The sequence below is a fragment of the Pseudomonas oryzihabitans genome (assembly GCF_007665395.1).
Taxonomy (GTDB): Bacteria; Pseudomonadota; Gammaproteobacteria; order Pseudomonadales; family Pseudomonadaceae; genus Chryseomonas; species Chryseomonas psychrotolerans_C.
Genome location: NZ_VDND01000017.1, coordinates 42,175 through 63,234 on the forward strand (window position 1 = coordinate 42,175; position 21,060 = coordinate 63,234).

At 66.8% G+C, this 21,060-nt stretch carries 19 protein-coding genes; 4 read left to right on the forward strand and 15 right to left on the reverse strand.

What is annotated here, in order from left to right:
• Positions 1–290: 290 nt before the first annotated feature.
• The 3 genes from FSV73_RS24420 to FSV73_RS24430 all read right to left on the reverse strand — a co-directional run bounded on the left by FSV73_RS24420 (position 291) and on the right by FSV73_RS24430 (position 1,997).
• Entirely contained in the window at positions 291–503 is a 213-nt protein-coding gene (locus tag FSV73_RS24420) for a hypothetical protein (protein ID WP_145012844.1), read from the reverse strand.
• Positions 504–891: 388 nt separating this feature from the next.
• Positions 892–1,293, reverse strand: a complete 402-nt coding sequence (locus FSV73_RS24425; RefSeq protein WP_145012846.1) for a RidA family protein — start codon at positions 1,291–1,293, stop codon at positions 892–894.
• A 146-nt stretch (positions 1,294–1,439) separates the two neighbouring features.
• A complete protein-coding gene (locus FSV73_RS24430) occupies positions 1,440–1,997 on the reverse strand; it encodes a hypothetical protein (protein WP_145012848.1) in 558 nt (185 codons plus the stop codon).
• Between the two features lie 685 nt (positions 1,998–2,682).
• On the opposite strand from FSV73_RS24430, the gene FSV73_RS24435 reads away from it, so the two are divergent.
• Entirely contained in the window at positions 2,683–3,081 is a 399-nt protein-coding gene (locus tag FSV73_RS24435; RefSeq protein ID WP_145012850.1) for a hypothetical protein, read from the forward strand.
• 103 nt (positions 3,082–3,184) lie between these two features.
• On the opposite strand, the gene FSV73_RS24440 is transcribed toward FSV73_RS24435, so the two are convergent.
• The 5 genes from FSV73_RS24440 to FSV73_RS24460 are packed head-to-tail and all read right to left on the reverse strand — an operon-like array spanning position 3,185 to position 9,356.
• Positions 3,185–4,915, reverse strand: a complete 1,731-nt coding sequence (locus tag FSV73_RS24440) for an acetyl/propionyl/methylcrotonyl-CoA carboxylase subunit alpha (protein ID WP_145012852.1) — start codon at positions 4,913–4,915, stop codon at positions 3,185–3,187.
• Entirely contained in the window at positions 4,912–6,516 is a 1,605-nt protein-coding gene (locus FSV73_RS24445) for a 5-oxoprolinase/urea amidolyase family protein (RefSeq protein ID WP_145012854.1), read from the reverse strand. Before FSV73_RS24445 ends, FSV73_RS24440 begins: the two co-directional genes overlap by 4 nt.
• Positions 6,517–6,525: 9 nt before the next feature.
• Positions 6,526–7,332 (reverse strand): putative hydro-lyase, encoded by an 807-nt coding sequence (locus FSV73_RS24450; protein WP_058779384.1) that lies wholly within the window; start codon positions 7,330–7,332, stop codon positions 6,526–6,528.
• Positions 7,329–8,099 (reverse strand): LamB/YcsF family protein, encoded by a 771-nt coding sequence (locus tag FSV73_RS24455; protein WP_145012856.1) that lies wholly within the window; start codon positions 8,097–8,099, stop codon positions 7,329–7,331. The genes FSV73_RS24450 and FSV73_RS24455 overlap by 4 nt, the downstream gene beginning before the upstream one ends.
• 15 nt (positions 8,100–8,114) lie before the next feature.
• Positions 8,115–9,356, reverse strand: coding sequence for an NRAMP family divalent metal transporter (locus tag FSV73_RS24460; RefSeq protein ID WP_186309335.1), 1,242 nt, complete (start codon positions 9,354–9,356; stop codon positions 8,115–8,117).
• A 247-nt stretch (positions 9,357–9,603) separates the two neighbouring features.
• Here FSV73_RS24460 and FSV73_RS24465 point away from each other — a divergent pair, with 247 nt between their 5' ends.
• Positions 9,604–10,272, forward strand: a complete 669-nt coding sequence (locus tag FSV73_RS24465) for a GntR family transcriptional regulator (RefSeq protein WP_145012860.1) — start codon at positions 9,604–9,606, stop codon at positions 10,270–10,272.
• Between the two features lie 103 nt (positions 10,273–10,375).
• Here the strand turns inward: FSV73_RS24465 and FSV73_RS24470 are convergent, their stop codons facing one another.
• Together FSV73_RS24470 and FSV73_RS24475 are read right to left on the reverse strand one after the other, a co-directional pair.
• On the reverse strand, positions 10,376–11,251 hold the full coding sequence (locus FSV73_RS24470; protein WP_186309336.1) for a glycosyltransferase: 876 nt from the start codon (positions 11,249–11,251) through the stop codon (positions 10,376–10,378).
• Between the two features lie 4 nt (positions 11,252–11,255).
• Positions 11,256–12,170: a glycosyltransferase family 2 protein gene (locus FSV73_RS24475; RefSeq protein WP_145012864.1), complete on the reverse strand. Its 915-nt coding sequence runs from the start codon at positions 12,168–12,170 to the stop codon at positions 11,256–11,258.
• 459 nt (positions 12,171–12,629) lie between these two features.
• Between FSV73_RS24475 and FSV73_RS24480 the strand changes: the two genes are divergently transcribed.
• Together FSV73_RS24480 and FSV73_RS24485 are read left to right on the forward strand one after the other, a co-directional pair.
• On the forward strand, positions 12,630–13,844 hold the full coding sequence (locus FSV73_RS24480) for an HD-GYP domain-containing protein (RefSeq protein ID WP_145012866.1): 1,215 nt from the start codon (positions 12,630–12,632) through the stop codon (positions 13,842–13,844).
• A 250-nt stretch (positions 13,845–14,094) separates the two neighbouring features.
• Positions 14,095–15,714, forward strand: a complete 1,620-nt coding sequence (locus tag FSV73_RS24485; RefSeq protein WP_145012868.1) for a methyl-accepting chemotaxis protein — start codon at positions 14,095–14,097, stop codon at positions 15,712–15,714.
• A gap of 285 nt (positions 15,715–15,999) precedes the next feature.
• Here FSV73_RS24485 and hutH read toward each other — a convergent pair whose 3' ends face one another.
• From hutH to FSV73_RS24510, 5 genes are read right to left on the reverse strand one after another with little or no spacing between them, the layout of a single operon-like run.
• On the reverse strand, positions 16,000–17,514 hold the full coding sequence (gene hutH, locus FSV73_RS24490; protein ID WP_260856161.1) for a histidine ammonia-lyase: 1,515 nt from the start codon (positions 17,512–17,514) through the stop codon (positions 16,000–16,002).
• Positions 17,515–17,519: 5 nt separating this feature from the next.
• Entirely contained in the window at positions 17,520–18,311 is a 792-nt protein-coding gene (locus FSV73_RS24495) for an ABC transporter ATP-binding protein (RefSeq protein WP_145012872.1), read from the reverse strand.
• A gap of 19 nt (positions 18,312–18,330) precedes the next feature.
• Positions 18,331–19,065: an ABC transporter permease gene (locus tag FSV73_RS24500; protein WP_145012874.1), complete on the reverse strand. Its 735-nt coding sequence runs from the start codon at positions 19,063–19,065 to the stop codon at positions 18,331–18,333.
• 3 nt (positions 19,066–19,068) lie between these two features.
• Positions 19,069–19,791: an ABC transporter permease gene (locus FSV73_RS24505; RefSeq protein ID WP_145012876.1), complete on the reverse strand. Its 723-nt coding sequence runs from the start codon at positions 19,789–19,791 to the stop codon at positions 19,069–19,071.
• 60 nt (positions 19,792–19,851) lie between these two features.
• Positions 19,852–20,700: a transporter substrate-binding domain-containing protein gene (locus tag FSV73_RS24510; protein WP_145012878.1), complete on the reverse strand. Its 849-nt coding sequence runs from the start codon at positions 20,698–20,700 to the stop codon at positions 19,852–19,854.
• Between the last annotated feature and the right edge of the window lie 360 nt (positions 20,701–21,060).

Consider the following 21,060-nt stretch of genomic DNA (forward strand, 5'->3'; position numbering starts at 1 on the left):
CAACGCCAGGCGATGAGGCTGGCAGCCGAGCAGGCCGGTCTCCGCCAGCGACCCGAGCTGCCCGGTGGATATGTCCACCGGGCAGCTCGGGCTCCAGCAGCCGGCGGGTATCTGGTTGAGTGAAGACAAGGTGGTCGGAGTACGTCGCTGCGCGGGAGCAGCCGGGAAGGGGTTCGCTGACGGTGACCTTAAGGCCCAGGTGGCGGTTTTGCGCAGGACGGCCGTGACGTTATTCGTCCGGGTGTCTGCGTCGGCAAGTAGCGGGCTACCCATTCCCCAGCGTGATCGTCCTACCAGTCGCCACGTTCCGGTGCAGGAACGAGGAGGGCCGTCTCGGCCACCAGCTGCGCGGCGAGTTCATTGAGCTCGTTGACCGCCTTGATTACCGCGCGGGCGTCGGGGTCGATACCCTCGAGATCGACCAGCCGAGCAGCGTTTGCCTGCAGCTGACGATGCAGTGCCAGCAGGCCCTCGCGGACATCGTTTGGATTGTCACCGGACACGGGCAGACTCGATTATTGAGAGAGGTGGCATAACGCCACTATGATCCACCTGATTGATTGTTGCAATAATCGATGTTCCAGCACTGGGCTCGTCCGACCGGTGGCTATTAGCTCGAAACGCAGGGGCGAACTTCGATCTCATAGTAATACCACCCCTATACTGAGCGCTGTCTATCCCTTTGGCTTGGCTTTGTCTCCGCCCGCGTCCAGTAGCCGGGGAGCCTGGCCGAGAAGAAGGGTGCCCGGGATCCAGCCAAGCGGGCTTACCCGCACCCGCTGCGCTGAGGCAGGTAGTAGGCGCCAGCTACTCTCCACCTGAACGGTTGCACTGGCCAGGCACCCAGGAGGGGGATCGCGATAGCCCAGGCCTGAGCAACGAGCCCCGGCGCTATGAAGCTTGGCGCTGCACGGCAATGCACTTGATCTCTACCAGTAGCCCGGGACGAGCCAGTTCGGCGACGCCGAGGCAGGTCCAGGCGCAGGTGCTGCGGGGAAAGACGCTGTCCTTCACTCGCCGGAACAGGGGTAGGTGGCGCTGCAGGTCGACGTGGTAGGTCGTCATCTCCACCACGTCGTCGAAGCCGCAGCCACCCGCCGCCAGGACCCGTCGAAGGTTCTCCCAGGCGGCGAGGAACTGTTGCTCGGGATCGTGGATGACCTCCAGGTCGGGTGTGCGCCCCACCTGGCCTGCGCAATAGAGGGTCTTTCCTACCTTGACCGCGGGAACGTACCCCGCACGCTCGACCAGCGAATTCATGCCGGGCGGGATGATCAACTGACGGTCCGTCATGGGCTTCGTGTCCAGAGGCTAAAGAACCTACGTTAGCACCGGAGACGCCATCGACGCCTGGCAGGCCGGCATCGAATGACGGTGCTGCGCTGCCACGACCTACGCCTGGCCGGTATGGGCCGCTGCCGCGCGGGCTACCCGTCGGATCAGGCGCTCAGCAGTGCCCGCACATGAGTTCGCCAGGCCTTGTGGGCCAGTCGGCCCTTGAGCAGGTCGACGTCGAGGTCCAGCAGGCACGAGGTGCCGGGGTTGTCCCAGTCGTGCTGGAAGGCCGAGCGCGAGCGCAGCTGCTGGATCTGCGCCAGCACGACCTGTTCTTCCTCGGCCGTGCGGCAAGGGTCGATCCAGTCGATGCTGCGGGTCAGCCGATTCACCTTGCCAGCCATGACCAAATGGCCGCGGCGATCGGAAACGGCGATCCGCTTCGGGCAGAAACTGAGCACCGTGGGTGCCGTGGGATAGCGCTCCTGCCGTATCGCTGCCAGGGCGATGGGCAGGATGTCCTCGAGCAGGCCGCACTGGCCGAGCTGGACATGGCCATCGAGGTGACGGGTGCCTCGCCCGGCGTCTTCCGACACCTCCATCGACCCGTGCAGGCGGATGGTGAATTGTCGCTCGAAGAGGTCCTGGCGCAGCGACGTGCCGGGTGCGTAGGGGTTGCTGACGAAGGGCTGGCCTTCGAAGTGTTGAATGATCAGATCCATGATGCCTCCAACGTCCTGGCGTTCATCATGCCTTGGGGGGATTAGGAGTTCCTTAAGACTAGACAGCCGCCTTGTCGGCCGCCAGTGAAGGTCATCTCTCGTACGTGAAAGCGGGTAGCTCGCCGCCTTGGCTCTCGGAAGGTTGGCGGGCGATCCGCGGACGTAGGCCTCCTCCCTCCCGCTCTCCGGGCCCGGGTACTGAGGGGGCAGGGGGCCCGCCCCGAGGCTGGCTTGGCAGGTGCGCGGAACCGCGGGCCAGAGACGGTGGCGTGGATTTTCGTGGACGTTGGCGCGGATGATTGAGCAATCGCTGGAAAAGCGGGTCTACAGCGGCGAACGGGCAGTGAAGCCGTGCAGTATCAAGGCCGAAGGCAGGATGTCATGACGATCCATCTCGATTTGATTTTGCGGATTCTCGCCGCTGGCGATTTCGGCGCCTTCCTGTTCGTCGCCTTCGCCGATAGGTGGCTGGCAACACGTGCGAGTGATGCCGGCTAGCCTTTTTTAGGGTTTAATGGCGATTTGCCATTACCTGGGTACCCGGCGCCTTACCTATCCCGCCAAGTGCTCCTGCTGCCGTGTGACTCGGTCGGGCGTGCCTATGGGCTTCGTTGCTCGCACCCTGTTCATAAGCGTCACGCCAGGCTCTACCATTCTCCAGTTTTATCAACGATTACCGGTACTTATGACCGCTTCACGAAGACCGTCGCGCACAACGGCTCGTACGGCCAACCCGGATTCGCTCCGCGCCGCCCATGAGCAGATCACCCGTAACAATGGCACCCTGGCCGACATCGCCAATCTCATCGAGATGGAAGGCAAGGCCAACGTCTCGCGACGGCAACCGGTACCGCCCGCGAACCCAACGGCCAAAGCCGGTTCCGCTGCCGGCAAATCCCCTCAGCAGGCCCCGGTATCGGCAAGCCGTGGCCCAGTCCGGGCCCAGCGCCTGTTCGGGCTGCCGGTTCTGGCGATACTGGGCTGCGCCTTGATCCTGGGCACGGCGGTGGGGATACCCCTCGGCGTCCTCACCTACGGCACCGAGCTCTATTCGGCGGTCATGGACGGCCTGGCGATCTTCTGATGCGGGTCATGGCCGGCGTTAGGCGCTAGCCGATTCGCCGCGCGCCACCGCGGTTCCGCCAGTCCCCGGGCAGAGGGCGCGCCTGACAGCAGGCGCGCCTCTTTCAGTCCTCGATGGTCGCCAGGAGCGTACCGGCCGGATGATAGCCGCCCGCTTGCTGGGCGATCACCAGGCGGCCCGCGCAGGGCGCGGTCACCTGGGTTTCCATCTTCATCGCCTCCATCACGGCGACGACCTGGCCGGCCGCTACGGTCTCGCCCTCCGCGACGACCCAGGCATGCAGGTTGCCCGCGACGGCGGCGACCACCGCATTGGCCTGGAGCTCGGGGCTGCCTTCGTCCGCCTTGGCAAGCCCTTCGCCCGGCGCTGCCATCGCCAGGCCGCGTAGCAGGGCGCTGGGCAGGCCGAGGGCATGGCGGCGGCCATCGATCTCGACGAAGGTGCGTAGCACGCCGTCGTCCGCCGGCTCGTTGCGTGGCGCCAGGGCGATCTGCTCGGCGAATACCGTCTCGATCCAGCGGGTGTGTACCGCGAAGGCTCCGCCGGTGAAGTCGGCGTGGGCCATCACCGCCTGGTGGAAGGGCAGCACCGTGGCCACGCCTTCTATGCTGAACTCGGCCAGGGCACGGCGGGCGCGGGCGATGGCCTGCTCGCGGGTGGCGCCGGTGACGATCAGCTTGGCGACCATGGAGTCGAAGTTGGGCGCCACCTGGGAGCCGGCCGCCACGCCGCTGTCCAGGCGGATGCCAGGACCGCTGGGCGCGCGGAAGGCGGTGATGGGGCCCGGGGTGGGCAGGAAGCCGCGACCCGGATCCTCGGCGTTGATGCGGAATTCGAAGCTGTGTCCGCGCGGTGCCGGTACCTCGCTGAAGGACAGCGGCAGGCCGTCGGCGATGCGCAGCTGCTCTACCACCAGATCCAGACCGCTGGTTTCCTCGGTGACCGGGTGCTCCACCTGCAAGCGGGTGTTGACCTCCAGGAAGGACAGGGTGCTGTCCTGGCTCAGCAGGAATTCCACGGTGCCGGCGCCGACGTAGCCGGCAGCAGCGCAGATGTCGCGGGCGGAGGCGTGGATGCGCTGGCGCAAGGTGTCGTCCAGGAAGGGCGCGGGCGCCTCTTCCACCAGTTTCTGATTGCGCCGCTGCAGCGAGCAATCGCGGGTGCCCACCACCTCGACCCGGCCATGGCGGTCGGCCAGGACCTGGGCTTCGATGTGCCGCGGGCGGTCGAGGAAGCGCTCGACGAAGCATTCGCCGCGGCCGAAGGCGGCCGTGGCCTCGCGGACCGCCGATTCGTACAGCTCGGCCACCTCGTCCAGGCGCCAGGCCACCTTGAGGCCGCGGCCGCCGCCGCCGAAGGCCGCCTTGATGGCGATCGGCAGCCCGTGCGCCTCGGCGAAGGCCAGCACCTCGGCGGCGCCGTTCACCGGGTCTTCGGTACCGGCCACCAGAGGGGCACCGACGCCCAGGGCGATGCGCCGGGCCTGTACCTTATCGCCCAGCGCATCGATGGTGTCCGGGTCCGGGCCGATCCAGGTCAGGCCGGCCGCCTGCACCGCCCGGGCGAAGTCGGCGCGCTCGGAGAGGAAGCCGTAGCCCGGGTGGACGGCATCGGCACCGGCGCGGCGGGCCACGTCCAGCAGCTTGGCGATGTCCAGGTAGGTTTCGGCCGGGCGCTGGCCGTTCAGGCCATAGGCTTCGTCGGCCAGGTGCACGTGGAGGGCGTCGAAGTCGGCGTCGGCGTAGACGGCCACCGAGGCCACGCCGTAGTCACGGCAGGCGCGGACGATGCGGACGGCGATCTCGCCGCGGTTGGCGATCAGGACTTTTTTCATGGGGTGTTCTCGGCAGCGGGAGAAGCGCTGGGGCGCAGTTCGGCGAAGGGGCCCAGCGGATTGAAGCGGATACGGGCGCCGACCGGGATCTGTCCGGCCAGGTCCAGGTGGTGGCTGGCGACGGCGCCGATCACCGGATAGCCGCCGGTGAGCGGATGGTCGGCGAGGAACAGCACCGGCTGGCCGTTGGGCGGCACCTGGATGGCGCCCAGGGCGGTGCCTTCGCTGGGCAGCTCGCCGGCCACCTGGCGCTCCAGGGGCGTCTCGCCGGCCAGGCGGATGCCGACCCGGTCGGACTGGGGCGTGACGCGCCAGCTCTGCCCGGCCAGGGTCTCCAGGGCGGCGGCGGTGAACCAGTCGCTGCGCGGGCCGAGGACCACGTCGAGCACCACCTCCTGGTCGGCGCTGGGCAGCGTCACGGGCGGGCTTTCGCTACAGGACACGGCTGCGCCGCCGACGCTGGGATAGCAGCCCAGGCGGTCGCCAGCGGCCAGGGGCGCCGGGCCGACGTTGGCCAGGGTATCGCGCGCCAGGCTACCCAGTACCGGCGCCACGGCGAAGCCGCCGCGCAGTGCCAGGTAACTGCGCAAGCCCGTGGGCGGACTGCCCAGGCTGAGGCGGTCGCCGTCTTCCAAGAGGAAGGGCTGGTACGGCGCGGGTTGCAGGCGGCGACCGGCGCGGGTGAGCACCTCAAGCGGCGCCGGAGCGCCGGTGACGGCGACCAGGGCCTGGCCGTGGCAGACGCAGCTGAAGCCGCCCAGCAGGATTTCCAGGCAGCCGCTGTCGGGGGCATTGCCCACCGCGCGATTGGCCGCGCGCAGGGCGCCGCGATCCAGGGCGCCGGAAGCGGAGACGCCCTGGCCGGTCTGGCCCGGGCGGCCGAGATCCTGCAGCAGGGTACGCAGGCCGGGGCTGACGATGTCCAGATACTCCGCGGTGATCGGCGCGGCAGGTGCCGCGACCGGCGCCTCGGGCAGGCCGCCTGCCGGCAGCGGGCCGGCGTCGCGGAAGCGCACCCGGTAGCCGGGACGGAGCAGGGCCGGCTCCGGGCGCGTCAGATCCCAGAGGTGCAGGGGCGTTACCCCCAGCAGTTGCCAACCGCCGGGGCTGGCCTGGGGATAGACGGCGGCGAAACCGCCGGCGATGGCCACCGAGCCGGCCGGTACCCGGGTACGCGGCGAGCTGCGCCGCGGCACCTGGAAGCCGGGCCCGCCGCTCAGATAGCCGAAGCCCGGGGCAAAGCCGCAGAAGGCCACCTGGTAGTCGCTGCCGGTATGGCGACGGATCACCTCGGCCACGCTCAGGCCGAGCAACTGGGCGACGTCGTCCAGGTCCTCGCCGTTGTAATGCACCGGGATCTCGACCAACTTGCCGGCCTCCCGGGCGCCGCCGCCGAGGGGCAGGGCGGCGAGATGGTCGACCAGGTCGGCGGCTTTCAGGGCGCTGGGGCGAAACTGGATGAGCAGGGTGCGGGCCGCCGGGACGATCTCCTCGATCCCGGGGAGCGGCCTGGCCTGCAGGGCATCGAACAGGGCCAGGGTCTCGTCAAGATCGGCCAGCTCCACCAGCAGCGCATCCAGGTTGACGGGCAGAAAACGCAAGGGCTTCTCCTAGACGTGATAGGTGCGATCGGGCACGTCGGTGATGAACATGTGGCCGGGCGCATGGGTGATGGCGAAGGGCACCTTGGAGGCCATGACCGCCGCCTGGGGGGTGACGCCGCAGCCCCAGAACACCGGGATCTCACCCGGCTCGACGCGCACGGCATCGCCGAAGTCCGGCCGCGCCAGGTCGGCGATGCCCAGCCGCGCCGGCTCGCCGATATGCACCGGGGCGCCATGCACCGCCGGATAGCGGGCGGTGATGGTGGCCGCCTCGGCGACCCGCTCGGCGGGGATGGGACGCATGGACACCACCATCTCGCCATGCAGGCGGCCGGCCGGACGGCAGGCGCGATTGGTGCGGTACATGGGCACGTTGCAGCCATCGGTGATGTGGCGGATCTCGATGCCGGCTTCCAGCAGGCCGGTCTCGAAGGTGAAGCTGCAGCCGATCAGGAAGGTCACCAGGTCTGCGTGCTCGGCCCAGGCGGCGCGGCCGTCGGCCACTTCTTCCGCCAGCACCCCGTCGCGCCAGACGCGATACAGCGGCAGGTCGGTGCGCAGGTCGGCGCCCTCGGCCAAAGGCGTGGCATAGCTGCCGGCGTCGGTGACGTCCAGCACCGGGCAGGCCTGGGGATTGCGCTGGGCATAGAGCAGGAAGTCGTAGGCCCAGTCGCGCGGCAGGGCGATGAGATTGGCCTGGGTCATGCCGGGGGCGACGCCGGCGCTGGGGGCGACCAGGCCGTCGCGGTAACGGGCACGGGCCTCACGGGCGGCGGCGATGGCGGCATCCTGGGCGGCTTTGAGCGGATTCATGGGTGGACCTCCGTGAAGGCGCGGGGGGTGACCCCGGCGAGTTCGAGATGGCGACGCAGGGCTCGGGCCATGTCCACCGCGCCGGGGCTGTCGCCGTGCACGCAGATGGAGTCGGCCTCGATGGGTGTCAGGCTGCCGTCGATGGCTTCCACCACGCCGTCCTGCACCAGGCGCAGCATGCGCTGGGCGACGAGTTCGGCATCGTGCAGCACGGCGCCGGGGAGGCGCCGCGAGACCAGGGCGCCCTCGGGCGTATAGGCGCGATCGGCGAAAGCCTCGGCGACGCAGGTCAGGCCGGCTTCCCGGGCCCAGCCGAGCAGCGGCGAACCGGCCAGGCAGACCAGCACCAGGCCTTCGTCCAGCTGGCGCAGGGCGGCGATCACCGCCTGCGCCTGGCGCTGGTCCTGGGCGATGGTGTTGTACAGGGCACCGTGCGGCTTGACGTAGGTCACCCGCGTCCCGGCGGCGCGCGCCAGGGCTTGCAGGGCGCCGATCTGGTAGAGCACATCGGCGGTCAGCTCGTCGCTGGCGATGTCCAGGTTGCGGCGGCCGAAGCCCACCAGGTCAGGGTAGGCGACATGGGCACCCACGGCGACCCCCTTGGCGGCGGCCGCCTGCAGGGTGCGCAGGATCCCTGCCGGATCACCGGCGTGGAAGCCACAGGCGACGTTGGCGCTGGTGACGAGGTCGAGCATGGCGGCATCGTCGCCCATCCGCCACTGACCGAAGCTTTCGCCCAGGTCGCTGTTCAGATCGATGGTCGGCATAGGGTTCTCCCGAAATCAGGCGGCGTTGAGCAGGGCGAAGATGGGGCCGGCGGACTTGACCGCCATGTACCACGACAGCAGGCAAGTAAGGGCGCCGAGCACCAGCAGCCAGCGCGGGTAGTGGTAGCCCTCCATGAGGTCGGAGCGGCGCCAGCCCACGTACATGAACAGGGTCAGGCCGAGCGGCAGGATCAGGCCGTTGAAGCCACCGGCGAACACCAGCAGGGCCGCTGGCGGCTTGCCGATCGACAGGTAGATGGCCAGGGCGATCAGCACGAAGACCACGGTGCAGAGGTTGCGCGCCCGTTCGGTGATGTGCTTCGAGAACACGGTGATGAAGGTCATGGAGGTGTAGGCGGCACCGATGATGCTGCTGATGCCGGCGGCCCAGAGGATCAGGCCGAACACCCGCAGGCCGTATTCGCCGAGACTGGCGTCGAAGGCCTGGGCCGCCGGATTGGCGGCCTGGCCGGAGATGTCGATCACCACCCCGCTGGCGACCACTCCGAAGATGGCCAGGAACAGCACGTAGCGGGCGATGCCGGTGACCAGGATGCCACTCAGCGCGGCCTTGGACACGGCGTCGAGGTTTTCCACCCCGACGGTGCCACGGTCCAGCAGGCGGTGGGCGCCGGCATAGGTGATGTAGCCGCCCACCGTACCCCCGACGATGGTGGTGATGGAGGCGAAATCCAGCACGTCCGGGAAGATCGTCTGGCGCAGGGCCTCGCCGACGGGCGGGTGGGAGGCGAAGCAGGCGATCACGATCAGCGCCACCTTGAACACCCCGAGCACCACCATGATGCGGTCCATGGCCACCCCGGCGCGGTGCGACAGGAAGATGCCGATCGCCACCAGGGCGCTGAGGGCGCCACCCCAGGCCGGATCCAGGCCGAGCAGGGCGTTCAGGCCCAGGCCGGCGCCAGCGATGTTGCCCAGGCTGAACACTAGGCCACCGGAGATCACCAGCACCGCCAGCAGGTAGCCGCTGCCGGGCACGGCCGCGTTGGCGATGTCGGAGGCGCGCATGCGGGTCAGGGCGACGATGCGCCAGACGTTCAGCTGTACCACGAAGTCGATGAGGATGGAGGCGAGGATGCCGAAGGCGAAGGCAGCGCCCAGCTTGGCCGTGAAGGTGGCGGTCTGGGTCAGGAAGCCTGGGCCGATGGCCGAGGTCGCCATCAGGAAGATGGCGGCGATCAATGACGAGCGGCGGTCCTTGGTGAAAGCACTGGCGGTCTGGGTCACGGGGGACATCCCTGAACTGAGGAATCAGGCCTCCAGCAAGGCAACCTCCATGCCATGAACCAGGAAAACGGGATAAATCGTTGATTGAAGATGTATTTATTGTTCAACAATATTGGTTGTTTGGTCAGGCAAAATGCACCGGGATGTTACCTAAGTGCCCAAGGGTGCTACCCGATGGTGCACAGTTCCCATCGCTTGCGTACGGCGGCCCCCTCAGACACCATCAGCGTGGCCCTACCCCTATCGGAGCGATCCTGTGACCACTGCGCTGCCTGACCAACCCCGGCCCCTGGGGGAGACGGTCACCGACGAAATCCGCCGCAAACTGGTGGCCGGTGAACTCAAGCCGGGCCAGCGGCTTTCCGAGGCGGCGCTGGCGGAAAGCCTGCAGATCTCGCGCAATACCCTGCGGGAAGCCTTCCGGGTGCTGACCCAGGAGGGGCTGCTCCGGCACGAACCCAATCGTGGCGTCTTCGTCTCCGTCCCCGACATGGCCACCATCGTCGACATCTACCGGGTCCGGCGGCTGATCGAGTGTCAGGCCCTGGCCCAGGCCTATCCACGCCATCCCGGCGCCCTGCGGATGCGCGAGGCGGTGAATGCGGCCCAGCACGCCCGCGACGCCCAGGATTGGGTGGCGGTCGGCACGGCGAACATGGCCTTCCACGCGGCCATCGTCGAATTGGCCGACAGTCCGCGCCTGTCGGCCTTCTACGGGCAGCTGTCCGCGGAGCTCAGACTCGCCTTCGGGCTGCTCAAGGACCCCGAGTTCCTGCACGGGCCCTACCTGGAAATGAACGCCACCATCATCAAGCTGCTGGAAGAAGGCCAGCCCGCTGCGGCCTGCGCCGCCCTGGAAAGCTACCTGGTCCAGTCCGAACGTACCCTGCTGGCGGCCTATGGCAGGTTGAATGCCAAGCGGTAGCGTTCGGCTCACTCATCGTCTGGGACGCTGCAGGCGATTTGCCGAGCAGAGGGCGAACGACCCCGGCAGATCATGGCTTGTCGGCATTGCCGCCTTGGCTTGCTCAGCGAAATTTCAGTGGGTAATAGCAAAGAAACTTGGCTGCCAACCACCACAGCGCGGGATCGGTCAGGGCGCCACTTGCCTGCAGCCACGCCCAACGCAGACGCCACGGGGCCTTCACCTTGCGCAGGAACTTCAGCCAGAAGCGTGTGCCACGCTGCTCCTGCAGGGTGATCGATAAGTCATCGGCACCCGGCGCAACGCAGGCTACTACCTCTTTGCGCAGGCTCTGGTAGTCGAGCGCGGCTCTCATCCACTGCGCGTCGAAATGGCCTTCGGAAAAGTGGCGCAGGCCGACGTCATAGATCACGGCGACGTCATAGCGCCGGCTCACGCGCAGGGCGAAGTCGATGTCGTAGAAGTGGAACGGTGGCAAGGCTTCGTTGAAGGGGAGTTCCAGCGCCACGCTACGGCGCGTGCAGATCCAGACGCCATCCAGGGTACAGACCGGTTGGCGTGGGCGCTCATCGTCCGCCGGACGCAGATGGAACAAGTTGTCCGTCCCATCGCGGTGGCGCTGATGAAGGTGCATGCAATTCGTCTCGGCTCTGCCTGCGGTCATCCAGCCGGAGGGCCCGCGACTCTTGAAGCGTGCCCCAGCGACGCCGATCGCCCCCAATTGGTCATCGTCCTGGAAGTGGTCGATCACCCGCAGTCCCCAGTCCGTTTCCACGAACTCCACATCTTCATGCATGAAACAGACGAGGTCGTGTCGTGCCCGTTGTGCGCCCTCGTTGTAGACGGCGCAGAGTCCGCGATTGGCCTGGCGGTTGTCGAGGGCGATCAGCTGGTAGGGGACGCCGATCGTGGCTTCGATGTTGCGGGTGACGGCTTCGAGCAGCTCGGGCTTCACCGAGCAGATGACGATGGAGATCATGGCGCTACTTCCTGGAGGGCCGGTAAGGTGTGAGCAGGCGGCGTATACGGTGCAAGGTGGTGCCATTCATGCGCTGCAGCGGAATGAGGCGTAGCATGCGCAGCGCTTCGAGCTTGTCATGGCGTACGGCGTACTTCAGCGCCTTGTTGACGACCGAGGTATGCCCTTGCGGATAGGCGGGGTGATCTTGATAGGGCGCGATGGCCAGCAGATCCGCCTCCAGCAGCACTCGGTAGCGCCGCGAGAGATTGCCCGCGTGGCGGCGGTAGCGGGTTACCCGTTCGGGCAGGATGGCGATGGGCTGGCCCAAGGCGGCGATCTTCAGCGTCATCTGGAAGTCTTGGACCCGAATCGCCGGATCATAGCCACCCACCTGCTCGAGTACGGCTTTGCGGTAGAGCGCCACCGGCGCACCGAGGACGCATGTCTCGCGTAAGACTTCAGCGAAGCTCAGCCAACGGATGCTGGTGGCGTGCTCGTCCTTGAGCCAATTGCCTTCGCTATCCATGAAGCTGACCAGCGCGCCGACGCAAGGCGTTTCGGGATGCCTTTCCAGGAAGGCCGCACGAATCCTCAAGGACTGCGGCAGCATCAGGTCGTCCAGATCGGGGGTGGCTATGTAAGTGCCCCGGGCATATGCCAGTCCGGTATTCAGGGCTGCGCTGACGCCGGCGTTGGGCTGGCTGAGCAGCAGGAACTCGTAGCGCGCTTGCAGTTCTTGCAAGCGCTGCAGGCTATCGTCGGTCGATCCATCATCGACAACGATGACGTCGAAGCGCGGATAATCCTGGGCGAAGATGCTGGCCAAGCCTTCCTCGAGGTAGCGGCCGGCATTGAAGCAAGGAACGACCACCGAGATGAGGGGCGGTGGCGCGAAGGCATCATCCGTTGATGCGTGCGGGAGGGGTAGAGCCTGCATGGTGAGATGTCCGTTCTTCACATCGAAAAATGTAGACTGCTTCTCATTCTAGGGTGGCTGAAAATGCGGTGCTAGACCCGTTCAGTGGCGATTTTGCCAAACGGTGCAACGTGGTGAGGTCGGGTCAGCTACTGTCCCTGCGGGACCGGCTTGTTTGGGGAAGAACCGCTGCACCCTGGAAAGGACGCTTCACCCGCCACGCCAAAGTCCTCAGCGCGATACATCGCAGGAGCAGGGCCGAGAGCCTGTAACCAGACCCCGGGATGGCGCTGCGGGCAGACGGCCAAGCCGGCGGATAAGGGCGCCAGTCTGTCGCTACGCTACCTCTGGCGACCCGTTTTCGTCGGCTCATCGGCGCGGAGGGCCTGTCTACTTCTACCGGCCATGGCTTTTTGCTATCAATAGATAGTGCAATTCGCATATCGACCAGAGCCATCACCGCGCTCGCCGGGAAGGAAAATGGATCTGTCCCCCTACAGCGTCCGCGTACATGTCACCCAGTTGCAGTTGGGCATGTATGTCTGCGAGCTGGATCGTCCCTGGGAAGGCACTCCGTTTCTGTTCCAGGGCTTTCCCATCCAGAACGCCCACGAGATCCGTACCCTGCAGCAGACCTGCGAGTTCGTCTGGGTCGACCGGCGCCAGAGCAGGGCGGCGGACCTGACCGCCGCGATTACCGCCCCCAGCGCCCAGACCAAGACCTATGCCATCGATTACCGTCAGGCCGTCCAGGTCGCGGAGCCGGTGTGGCGCGAAGCCCGCGACGTGTCGATCCGGATGCTCGATGCCGTCAGATTCGGTAAGGAACTCAATGTCGGCGAGGTGCGAAGGGCCGTCGGCGAGTGCGTCGAGAGCGTCTTGCAGCACCCGGCGGCGAGCCTCTGGCTGGCCCGCATCAAGGATCGCGACGAATACACCGCGGAGCATTGCCTGCGCGTTTCCCTCTATGCCATCGCCCTGGGCAAGGAACTGGGGATGTTGCCACTGGAGCTGGAAGAGCTCGGTGTCTGCGGCATGCTGCACGATGTGGGCAAGCTCAAGGTACCGGACGAGATCCTCAACAAGCCGGGGCGCTTGACCGAGGAAGAATTCCTCATCATGCAATCCCACACGACCTTCGGTTACCAGTTGCTGATGGGCAACAGCGAGGTGCCTCCGGCGGCGGTCGATGTGGCCCATTCCCACCACGAGCGCATGGACGGGCGGGGCTACCCCCGCAAATTGCCGGCCCAGCGGATCCCCTTCAAGGCCAAGATCATCGCCGTGGTGGACGCCTATGACGCCATCACCAGCGACCGCGCCTACAGCGAGGGGCGTTCGAGTCTCGAGGCATTGCGCATCCTCTTCGAAGCCAAGGGCACGCAATTCGACGAGGCGGTCGTCCTGGCCTTCATCCAGCTGATCGGCATCTATCCCCCCGGCGAGATCGTCGAACTCAGTACCGGCGAGGTGGGGATCATCATCGGCGTCGAGGCGAACAGCAAACTCAAGCCGCGCGTGCTGGTCGTGCTGGACGCCAAGCAGCAGCCGCGGCCGGAGCGGGTCATCGACCTGGCACTCGATCCCCTCGATGGTCTCGGCCAGCCGATCCGCGTCCGCAGCGTGAAGCCTTCCGGCGCCTACGGCATCGACATCGACCGGTACCGCAGCAAGGGGCTGGCCGTACCGGCTTGAGCTGCACCGCGTTCGGCCCTCGCGAGCGACTTGCCAGGTCGCTGTCCGGCTGACCGCTCTTCTGCCACGCCCGCCCTCACGACGGTCGCCCCACGCCTGATCGCCCGCTCACGATGGCTGTGCGCGGGAAGGTCAAGATCGGCAGTTGCAGGCGAGTCATCTTCGCGCCGGCCCTCAAGTTTGGGAAAAATAGGCCGACATATGACAACTGGTAATAATCATTATCGGAATGTCATTAAGGATGGACGCCATGTTCGCACGCTTGAGCATTTCGCAACGAATCCATGCCGGCTTCGCGGCCATGGTCGTCATCATCGGCGCCCTGATAGCGATCAGCTATCTCGGTTTCGCCCGGATGCAGGAGTCCACCCGCTGGAACGTCCATACCTACGACGTGCTGCGTGAGCTGGACACCACCCTGCAACAACTGGTCGACATGGAAACCGGTATGCGTGGCTACGTCATCACCGGTCGCGACGCTTTCCTCGAACCGCTCAAGAGCGGCGCCCTGAACTTCGGGGTCCATGTCCAGCGCCTCGCCGACCTCACCGCCGACAACCCGGAGCAGCAGCAGCGCATCGCCGAGCTGCGCAAGTTGCAGACCGCCTGGGACCAGGAGGACCTCCAGCCGCTGCTGGCCCAGCGCCGCGCCCAGGGGGAGGGCGTACCGGATATCGCCCTGGTGACGCGGATCGGCGAAGCCCGCGACAAGGCCAAGATGGATGGCATGCGCACCCTCATCGCGCGCATGGCCGACAGCGAAAGTAACCTCCTGGCCAAGCGGACCCAGGCCCTGGAAGCCGCCAATGGGCAGCTGTTGCTGATTCTCTTCGGCGGTGGCCTGGTGGCGGCCGTGCTGGCGCTGGTGACCTCCCTGTCACTGGGCCGCGGCACCCGCAGCCGCCTGCAACTGGCCATCGATGCCGCCAACGCGGTGGCCGAGGGCCGGCTGAATACCCGGATAGACACCGATAGCAACGACGAGCTGCCCAAGGCGCTGGAGCGCATGCAAGGCAGCCTGCGCGAGATGGTGCAGCAGATCGGCGGCGCCGCCCACCAGTTGGGTCAGGCCGTCGCCCAGATCAATGGGGCTTCCCAGCAATTGGCGGGCACCGCGACCGAGCAGTCCAATTCGGCGTCGTCCATGGCGGCCACCATCGAAGAGCTCTCGGTCAGCATCAGCCACGTGGCCGAGAGCGCCGAGGAAGCCCACCGCCTGACCACCCACTCCGGGCAGCAGTCCAGCGAGGGCAGCGAGGTCATCCAGGCGACCCTGCACAGCATGAACAGCATTGCCCAGACCGTGCAGAAGTCCGCCGAACAGATCAGCGAGCTGGGCCAGCATTCGGATCACATCTCCTCGATCGTCAGCGTCATCCAGGGCATTGCCGACCAGACCAACCTGCTGGCGCTCAACGCCGCCATCGAAGCGGCCCGGGCCGGCGAGCAGGGCCGTGGCTTCGCCGTGGTGGCCGACGAGGTCCGGCTGCTGGCCCAGCGCACCGGTAAGTCGACCCAGGAGATCTCCGGCATGATCGCGAAGATCCAGGAGGGGGTCCGCCATACCGTGAGCAACATGCAGGTCGGGGTCAACGAGGTGGAGCGGGGCGTCGACCAGGCGGCCCAGGCGGGTGACGCCATCGTCGGTATCCGCGACGGCTCCAGCAAGGTGGTGCAGGTGGTGGATCAGATCTCCTTCGCCCTGCGCGAGCAGAATGCCGCCAGCCAGGACGTGGCGCGCAACGTCGAGCAAACCGCGCAGATGTCCGAGCGCAACCGGGCCGAGGTGCATAATATCCTGCAGACCAGCGAATCCCTGGCCGATCTGGCGCGGGGGCTGGAGCGCCAGGTGGCCCGCTTCAGCCTGTAGGTCGCGGCCGCGGCAGGACCGGTCAGGTTCCGGCGCTGGCGCAGGAGCCGGCGCCGCGCTGTGACGGCAAGGCACTCGACCTTCCTGGACCGCCAGAACGGACTGTCCGCTGTCGTCTCTGGCCAGCAGCGCCCTGCAGCCGCCAGCTACGGAGGCGTGATCGTTGGCTACCCCCGGAGCGCTGAGCCGCACCTGGTAGGCGAATGCGTGACGCGTCCCTCGACGCAGGGTGACGTGCGTCGAGGGCTGGCGCGACCCTGGGTGGCACGCGGCTACACCGCTCGCTCAGGGCTTGCCATGGAGCACCTCGACCGCCTTGGCGATATCCGGGGCGAGCCAGCGGTCCTGTTCGTAGGGCGGTACCACGCTGCGCAGCCGCTGCCAGGTCTCTGCCGTGCCGTCGCCGAAGCGCCGCGCCTTGAGGAACTCGAAGGCCTGGGCAGCCAGCAGGTACTCGATGGCCAGGATCCGGGTGGAGTTTTCGATCACCCGCAAGAGCTTGAGCGCCGCGCCCGTACCCATGCTGAGATGGTCTTCCTGGAGCGCCGAGGTCACGAAGTTGTCGACTACCGCCGGCTGGGCCAGCTGGCGATTCTCGCCGGCATGGGCGGCTGCCACGTACTGGGCGATCATCATCCCCGAGTTGACGCCGGGATGTGCGACCAGGAAGGGGGGCAGGCCGCTGACCAGCGGATTCACCAGGCGATCGAGGCGCCGCTCGGCGATGCCGCCAAGCTCGACCAGCGCGATGGCCAGCAGGTCGGCTGCCATGGCGACGGACTCGCCATGGGGATTGGCCTGGGAAACCACGCGATAGTCCTCCGGCGTGCCCAGCACCAGGGGGTTGTCGGTCGCCCCGGCCAGTTCGAGATCGATCTGCTGCGCGGCGTGCCTGAGTTGATCGCGACAGGCGCCATGCACCTGGGGGATCGAACGGATGCTCAGGGCATCCTGGGTCCGCAGGCCCTGGAAGCTGGCCACCACGTCGCTGTTCGCCAGCTGGGCGCGCAGGTTGGCGCCGACCTGTTGCATGCCCGGATGGGGCTTGAGGGCCAGTACCTGTTCGTCGAAGGCGTCGAGTTGGCCGCCGAGGGCTTCGAAGCTCATGGCACCGATCCGATCGGCCCATTCCACCAGGTTGTGGGCATCGGCCAGGGCGAGGCAGCTCAGGCCGGTCATGCAGGGGGTGCCATTGACCAGGCTCAGGCCGTCCTTGGCACCCAGGACCAAGGGCGGCAGGTTCGCGGTCTGCAAGGCGTCGCTGGCGTTGAGGATGCGGCCGCCCCAGCGGACCTCGCCGTAACCCAGCAGGGCCACTCCGACATGGGCCATGTGGGTGAGGTAGCCCACCGAGCCATCGCGGGGTACCAGGGGCGTGATCCCCAGGTTGAGCAGTGCGAGGAGGGCCTCGACGACCTCGCGGCTGATGCCCGAGTAGCCATGGGCGTAGTTGTTGATGGCCACGCAGAGGATCGCGCGGGTCTGCTCGTCGCTGAGTGGCTCGCCGATGCCACAGGCATGGCTGAGCAGGGTATTGCGCGACAGCTCGGCCAGTTGAGGGCCTTCGAGCAGGACGTCGCAGAGGGCCCCGAGGCCCGTGCTGATGCCATAGGCGCGTTCGCCGCGGACCACGATGCCCTGGACGATGGCCCGGGCGTTATCGATGCGCTGCCAGGTCTCTTCTGTGAGCTCCAGCAGGGCGCCATTCCGGGCCACCGCGACGATGTCCTGCCAGCTCAGCGACGCGCTGCCACGAACGACGGTCGCCGTGGCCAGGGTAGGGGGGGAGGCATGGGTCATGGGCATCACTCGCCGCTCCGCAGTTGGTGGCTGGAAACGAACTGGCGGAAGCGCTCGGTCGGCAGCTGCTCGAAGAGTTCCTCCGGGCTGCCCTGGGCATCGATCTGGCCCTGGTGCATGAACACCACCCGATTGGACACATGGCGGGCAAAGCCCATCTCGTGGGTGACCACCAGCATGGTCATGCCGTCCTCGGCCAGCGCGCGCATGACCTTGAGCACCTCGCCCACCAGTTCCGGATCCAGTGCCGACGTCGGCTCGTCGAAGAGCAGCGCGCCGGGCTCCATGGCCAGGGCACGGGCGATGGCGACCCGCTGCTGCTGGCCGCCGGACAGCTGGGCGGGGTAATAGTCCTTCCTCTCATAGAGGCCGACCCGTTGCAGCAGCCGCTCGGCCTGCTCGCGGCAATCGGCCGGCGAACGCCTGAGGACGCGCAGCGGCCCCTCCATGACGTTCTGCAGCACGCTGAGGTGCGACCAGAGATTGAAGCTCTGGAACACCATGCCCAATCGGGTACGCAACCATTCGACCTGGCGCTGATCGGTCGCCTTGAGTGCGCCATCGCGGCCACGCTGCAGGGCTATGGCCTGGCCTTCCAGGCTGATGCTGCCCTGGTCGGGCGTCTCCAGGAGATTGATGCAGCGCAGGAAGGTACTCTTGCCGGAGCCACTCGCGCCCAGGATGGAGATCACGTCACCCGGTCGCGCCTCCAGCGAGAGGCCCTTGAGCACCTCCAGGCTGCCGAAGGCCTTGCGGATATCTTTGACGACGAGTGTTGCCGCGGCTTGCTGACTCATAGCGGGCTCCAGGAGCGAATCATAGATCGGCGGAAGGCTGGGCGGCGTTGGCCGCACGCGGAGTAGGCGGTACCCGGCGTTGCGGGGTCAGTGCCCGCTCGAGCCACGCCACCAGACGAACCAGCAGGAAGTTGAGGACCAGGTAGATGGCCGCGGCGCAGACGAAGACTTCCATGGTGCGATAGGTGCGCTGGATGATCTGCTGGGCCACGCCGGTGACATCCCAGACCGTCACCAGGCTGGCCAGCGCCGTCGACTTGACCAGCAGGATGGCCTCGGTGGAATAGGCGGGCAGCGCCTGGCGCAGGGTGACGGGGGCTATCACGGTACGCAGCACCTGCCAGCGGGTCATGCCCACCGCCAGCGCGGCTTCGATCTGACCGCGCGGGACGGCCAGGAGGCCGCCACGGATGATTTCGGCGGTGTAGGCAGCGGTACAGAGTGCCAGCGACAGTACCGCGCAGCCAAAGGGCGAGCGCAGCAGCGGCCAGGCGAAGCTCTCCCTGACCAGGCTGAGTTGCCCCAGTCCGTAGTAGATGAGGAACATCTGGACCAGCAGCGGCGTTCCCCGGAACAAGGCGATATAGAACCGTGCGGGCGCGCTCAGCCAGGGGCGGCGGCTGACCCTGAGGGTTACGACAAGTATCGCCAGCGAGACGCCGCAGAGCAGCGACAGGCTGAACAGCCCCAGGGTGGTGGGCAGCGCGGCCAGCAGCCGCGCCATGACGTCGGCGAGAAAACGGAAATCTGGCATGGACTAGGCTCCGCCCGGCAGGGGCCGCTGGGTACGCTGCACCCGGGCTTCGGCGACGTGGAACAGTCGACTCGAGAGGCCGGTCAGCAGCAGATAGCCAATCCCGGCGATGATGTAGAAGGTGAAGTACTGACGGGTCGAGCCAGCGGCTACCTGGCTGGCGCGCATCAGCTCGACGAGGCCGATCACCGAGACCAGTGCCGAGTCCTTGAGGCTCATCTGCCAGACGTTGCCCAGTCCGGGTAGGGCGAAGCGCCATACCAGCGGCACGATGATGCGGCGCAGCAGCAGCGGCCGCGACATGCCGATCGCCTGGCCGGCTTCGATCTCGCCCGGGGCGATGGCCAGGAAGGCGCCGCGATAGACCTCGGCCTGGTAGGAGCCGGAGATCAGGCCTACGGTAAGGGCGCCGACCCAGAAGGGCGGCAGGTCGATGTAGCCTTCGCCGCCGAACCAGTAGCCGACGGCAGTCACCAGGCTGGCGCCACCGAAGAAGAACAGGTAGATGATCAACAGCTCGGGTACGCCGCGGAACAGGATCGAATAGCTCTCGCCCAGCAGCCGTAGCGACCGGCGCGGAGACAGCTTGGCGCAGGCGACCAGGGCACCGAACAGGGCTCCGATCAGCAAGGCGGCGAGGGTGACCAGCAGCGTGGTGCCCATGGCTGCCAGCAGCGAGGCGCCCCAGCCGCGCTCACTGAACCCTAGAAGAGATAGCAGGTTCATCAGGGAATCCCGAAGTGACGTAACGGATGGCGAGGCGGCGCGGGCCGCCTCGCCTCGGGGTCAAGGCGTCAGGTCGACCTTGAACCATTTCTCGCTGAGCTGCTTCACGGTGCCATCGGCGATCGCTGCCTTGAGCGCGGCATCGAATTTGGCCTTGAGCTCGGGGTCGCGCTGGCGGAAGGCCAAGGCTTCGCCCTCGCCCCAGATCGGCCCGGCCAGCTCGGGGCCGGTGAGCGCCACCTGCTGGTTGCCCGGCTGCGCCATAACGGAATTAAGGAATGTCACGTCATCGAATACCGCATCAATGCGTCCGGCCGTCAGATCCAGTACCGCTTCGGCTGAGGTGGTGTATTCGCGGATGGTGGCGATCTTGCCGAAGTAGGTGTCGATGAAGCCGGTGTAGACGGTGCCCGAAGCGATGCCGATGGTCTTGCCGCTCAGGGCCTGCTGCAGGTCGGCAACGCCGGCGGCGATGTCCTTCGGCTCGTTGGCCAGTGTCCGTACGCCCTTGGCGCCGGTTTCGCCGGGCAACAGGTCGGCCTTGAGGGCCGCGAAGCTGGCCGGTGTGCGGGCATAGGGTACCGAGAACGCCACGGCCTGCTTGCGTTCGTCGGTCACCACGATGGCGTCCATGAGGACATCGACCTTGCCGGCATTGAGACTGGCGATCATGCCGTCCCAGTTCTGCACGACGTACGTGCACTTCAGTTGCATCTGCGGGCAGAGCTTGTCCATCAGCTCGATCTCGAAGCCGCCGAGCTTGCCGCCGGGCAGGGTGAGGTTCCAAGGCTCATAGGCGCCCTCGGTGGCGATCTTCACGCTGGTCCACTCCTTGGCCTGCACCAGGCCACCCGTCACTAGCAGGGCCAGGCCTGCTACCAGCATGTTCAACCCTCGCGTCTGTCCCATCTTTGCTCCTTGGCGCTACGTGGCTAGATCGATGACTCAATGGTTACCGATACATGTATGTACAACCTAAAGCAAATGTAGGGCCAGCTCTTCGTCGGTTGCAGTTATCGCTTTCCGAGGGGGAGGAGGGCCGTCGAAACGGTAGATTTGGTGTCGTTTCGGTGCGTCGAGCGTCTTCCTGCACCAAAGGAGGTCGCTCCAGGCAAGGCTTTCAGCCTGAAATCGGCTACGTTCGGTAACACCTGCTCGCTGCGCGGGGCAACGTCGCCGCCCCCGTGGGAATCAGTCGAGGGCTAGCTGTGATCTCTCAGTAGGTTGTTCATCCGGGGCGTTCCCGGAATTCTGGAAGCGCGACCAACA

Excerpts from the sequence above, each read along its gene's own strand:
- FSV73_RS24425 (WP_145012846.1), bottom strand. The coding sequence starts at position 1,293 with ATGACGGACCGTCAGTTGATCATCCCGCCCGGCATGAATTCGCTGGTC.
- FSV73_RS24430 (WP_145012848.1), bottom strand. The coding sequence starts at position 1,997 with ATGGATCTGATCATTCAACACTTCGAAGGCCAGCCCTTCGTCAGCAAC.
- FSV73_RS24435 (WP_145012850.1), top strand. The coding sequence starts at position 2,683 with ATGACCGCTTCACGAAGACCGTCGCGCACAACGGCTCGTACGGCCAAC.
- FSV73_RS24440 (WP_145012852.1), bottom strand. The coding sequence starts at position 4,915 with ATGAAAAAAGTCCTGATCGCCAACCGCGGCGAGATCGCCGTCCGCATC.
- FSV73_RS24450 (WP_058779384.1), bottom strand. The coding sequence starts at position 7,332 with ATGAATCCGCTCAAAGCCGCCCAGGATGCCGCCATCGCCGCCGCCCGT.
- FSV73_RS24455 (WP_145012856.1), bottom strand. The coding sequence starts at position 8,099 with ATGCCGACCATCGATCTGAACAGCGACCTGGGCGAAAGCTTCGGTCAG.
- FSV73_RS24460 (WP_186309335.1), bottom strand. The coding sequence starts at position 9,356 with ATGTCCCCCGTGACCCAGACCGCCAGTGCTTTCACCAAGGACCGCCGC.
- FSV73_RS24470 (WP_186309336.1), bottom strand. The coding sequence starts at position 11,251 with ATGATCTCCATCGTCATCTGCTCGGTGAAGCCCGAGCTGCTCGAAGCC.
- FSV73_RS24475 (WP_145012864.1), bottom strand. The coding sequence starts at position 12,170 with ATGCAGGCTCTACCCCTCCCGCACGCATCAACGGATGATGCCTTCGCG.
- FSV73_RS24480 (WP_145012866.1), top strand. The coding sequence starts at position 12,630 with ATGGATCTGTCCCCCTACAGCGTCCGCGTACATGTCACCCAGTTGCAG.
- FSV73_RS24485 (WP_145012868.1), top strand. The coding sequence starts at position 14,095 with ATGTTCGCACGCTTGAGCATTTCGCAACGAATCCATGCCGGCTTCGCG.
- hutH (WP_260856161.1), bottom strand. The coding sequence starts at position 17,514 with ATGACCCATGCCTCCCCCCCTACCCTGGCCACGGCGACCGTCGTTCGT.
- FSV73_RS24495 (WP_145012872.1), bottom strand. The coding sequence starts at position 18,311 with ATGAGTCAGCAAGCCGCGGCAACACTCGTCGTCAAAGATATCCGCAAG.
- FSV73_RS24500 (WP_145012874.1), bottom strand. The coding sequence starts at position 19,065 with ATGCCAGATTTCCGTTTTCTCGCCGACGTCATGGCGCGGCTGCTGGCC.
- FSV73_RS24505 (WP_145012876.1), bottom strand. The coding sequence starts at position 19,791 with ATGAACCTGCTATCTCTTCTAGGGTTCAGTGAGCGCGGCTGGGGCGCC.
- FSV73_RS24510 (WP_145012878.1), bottom strand. The coding sequence starts at position 20,700 with ATGGGACAGACGCGAGGGTTGAACATGCTGGTAGCAGGCCTGGCCCTG.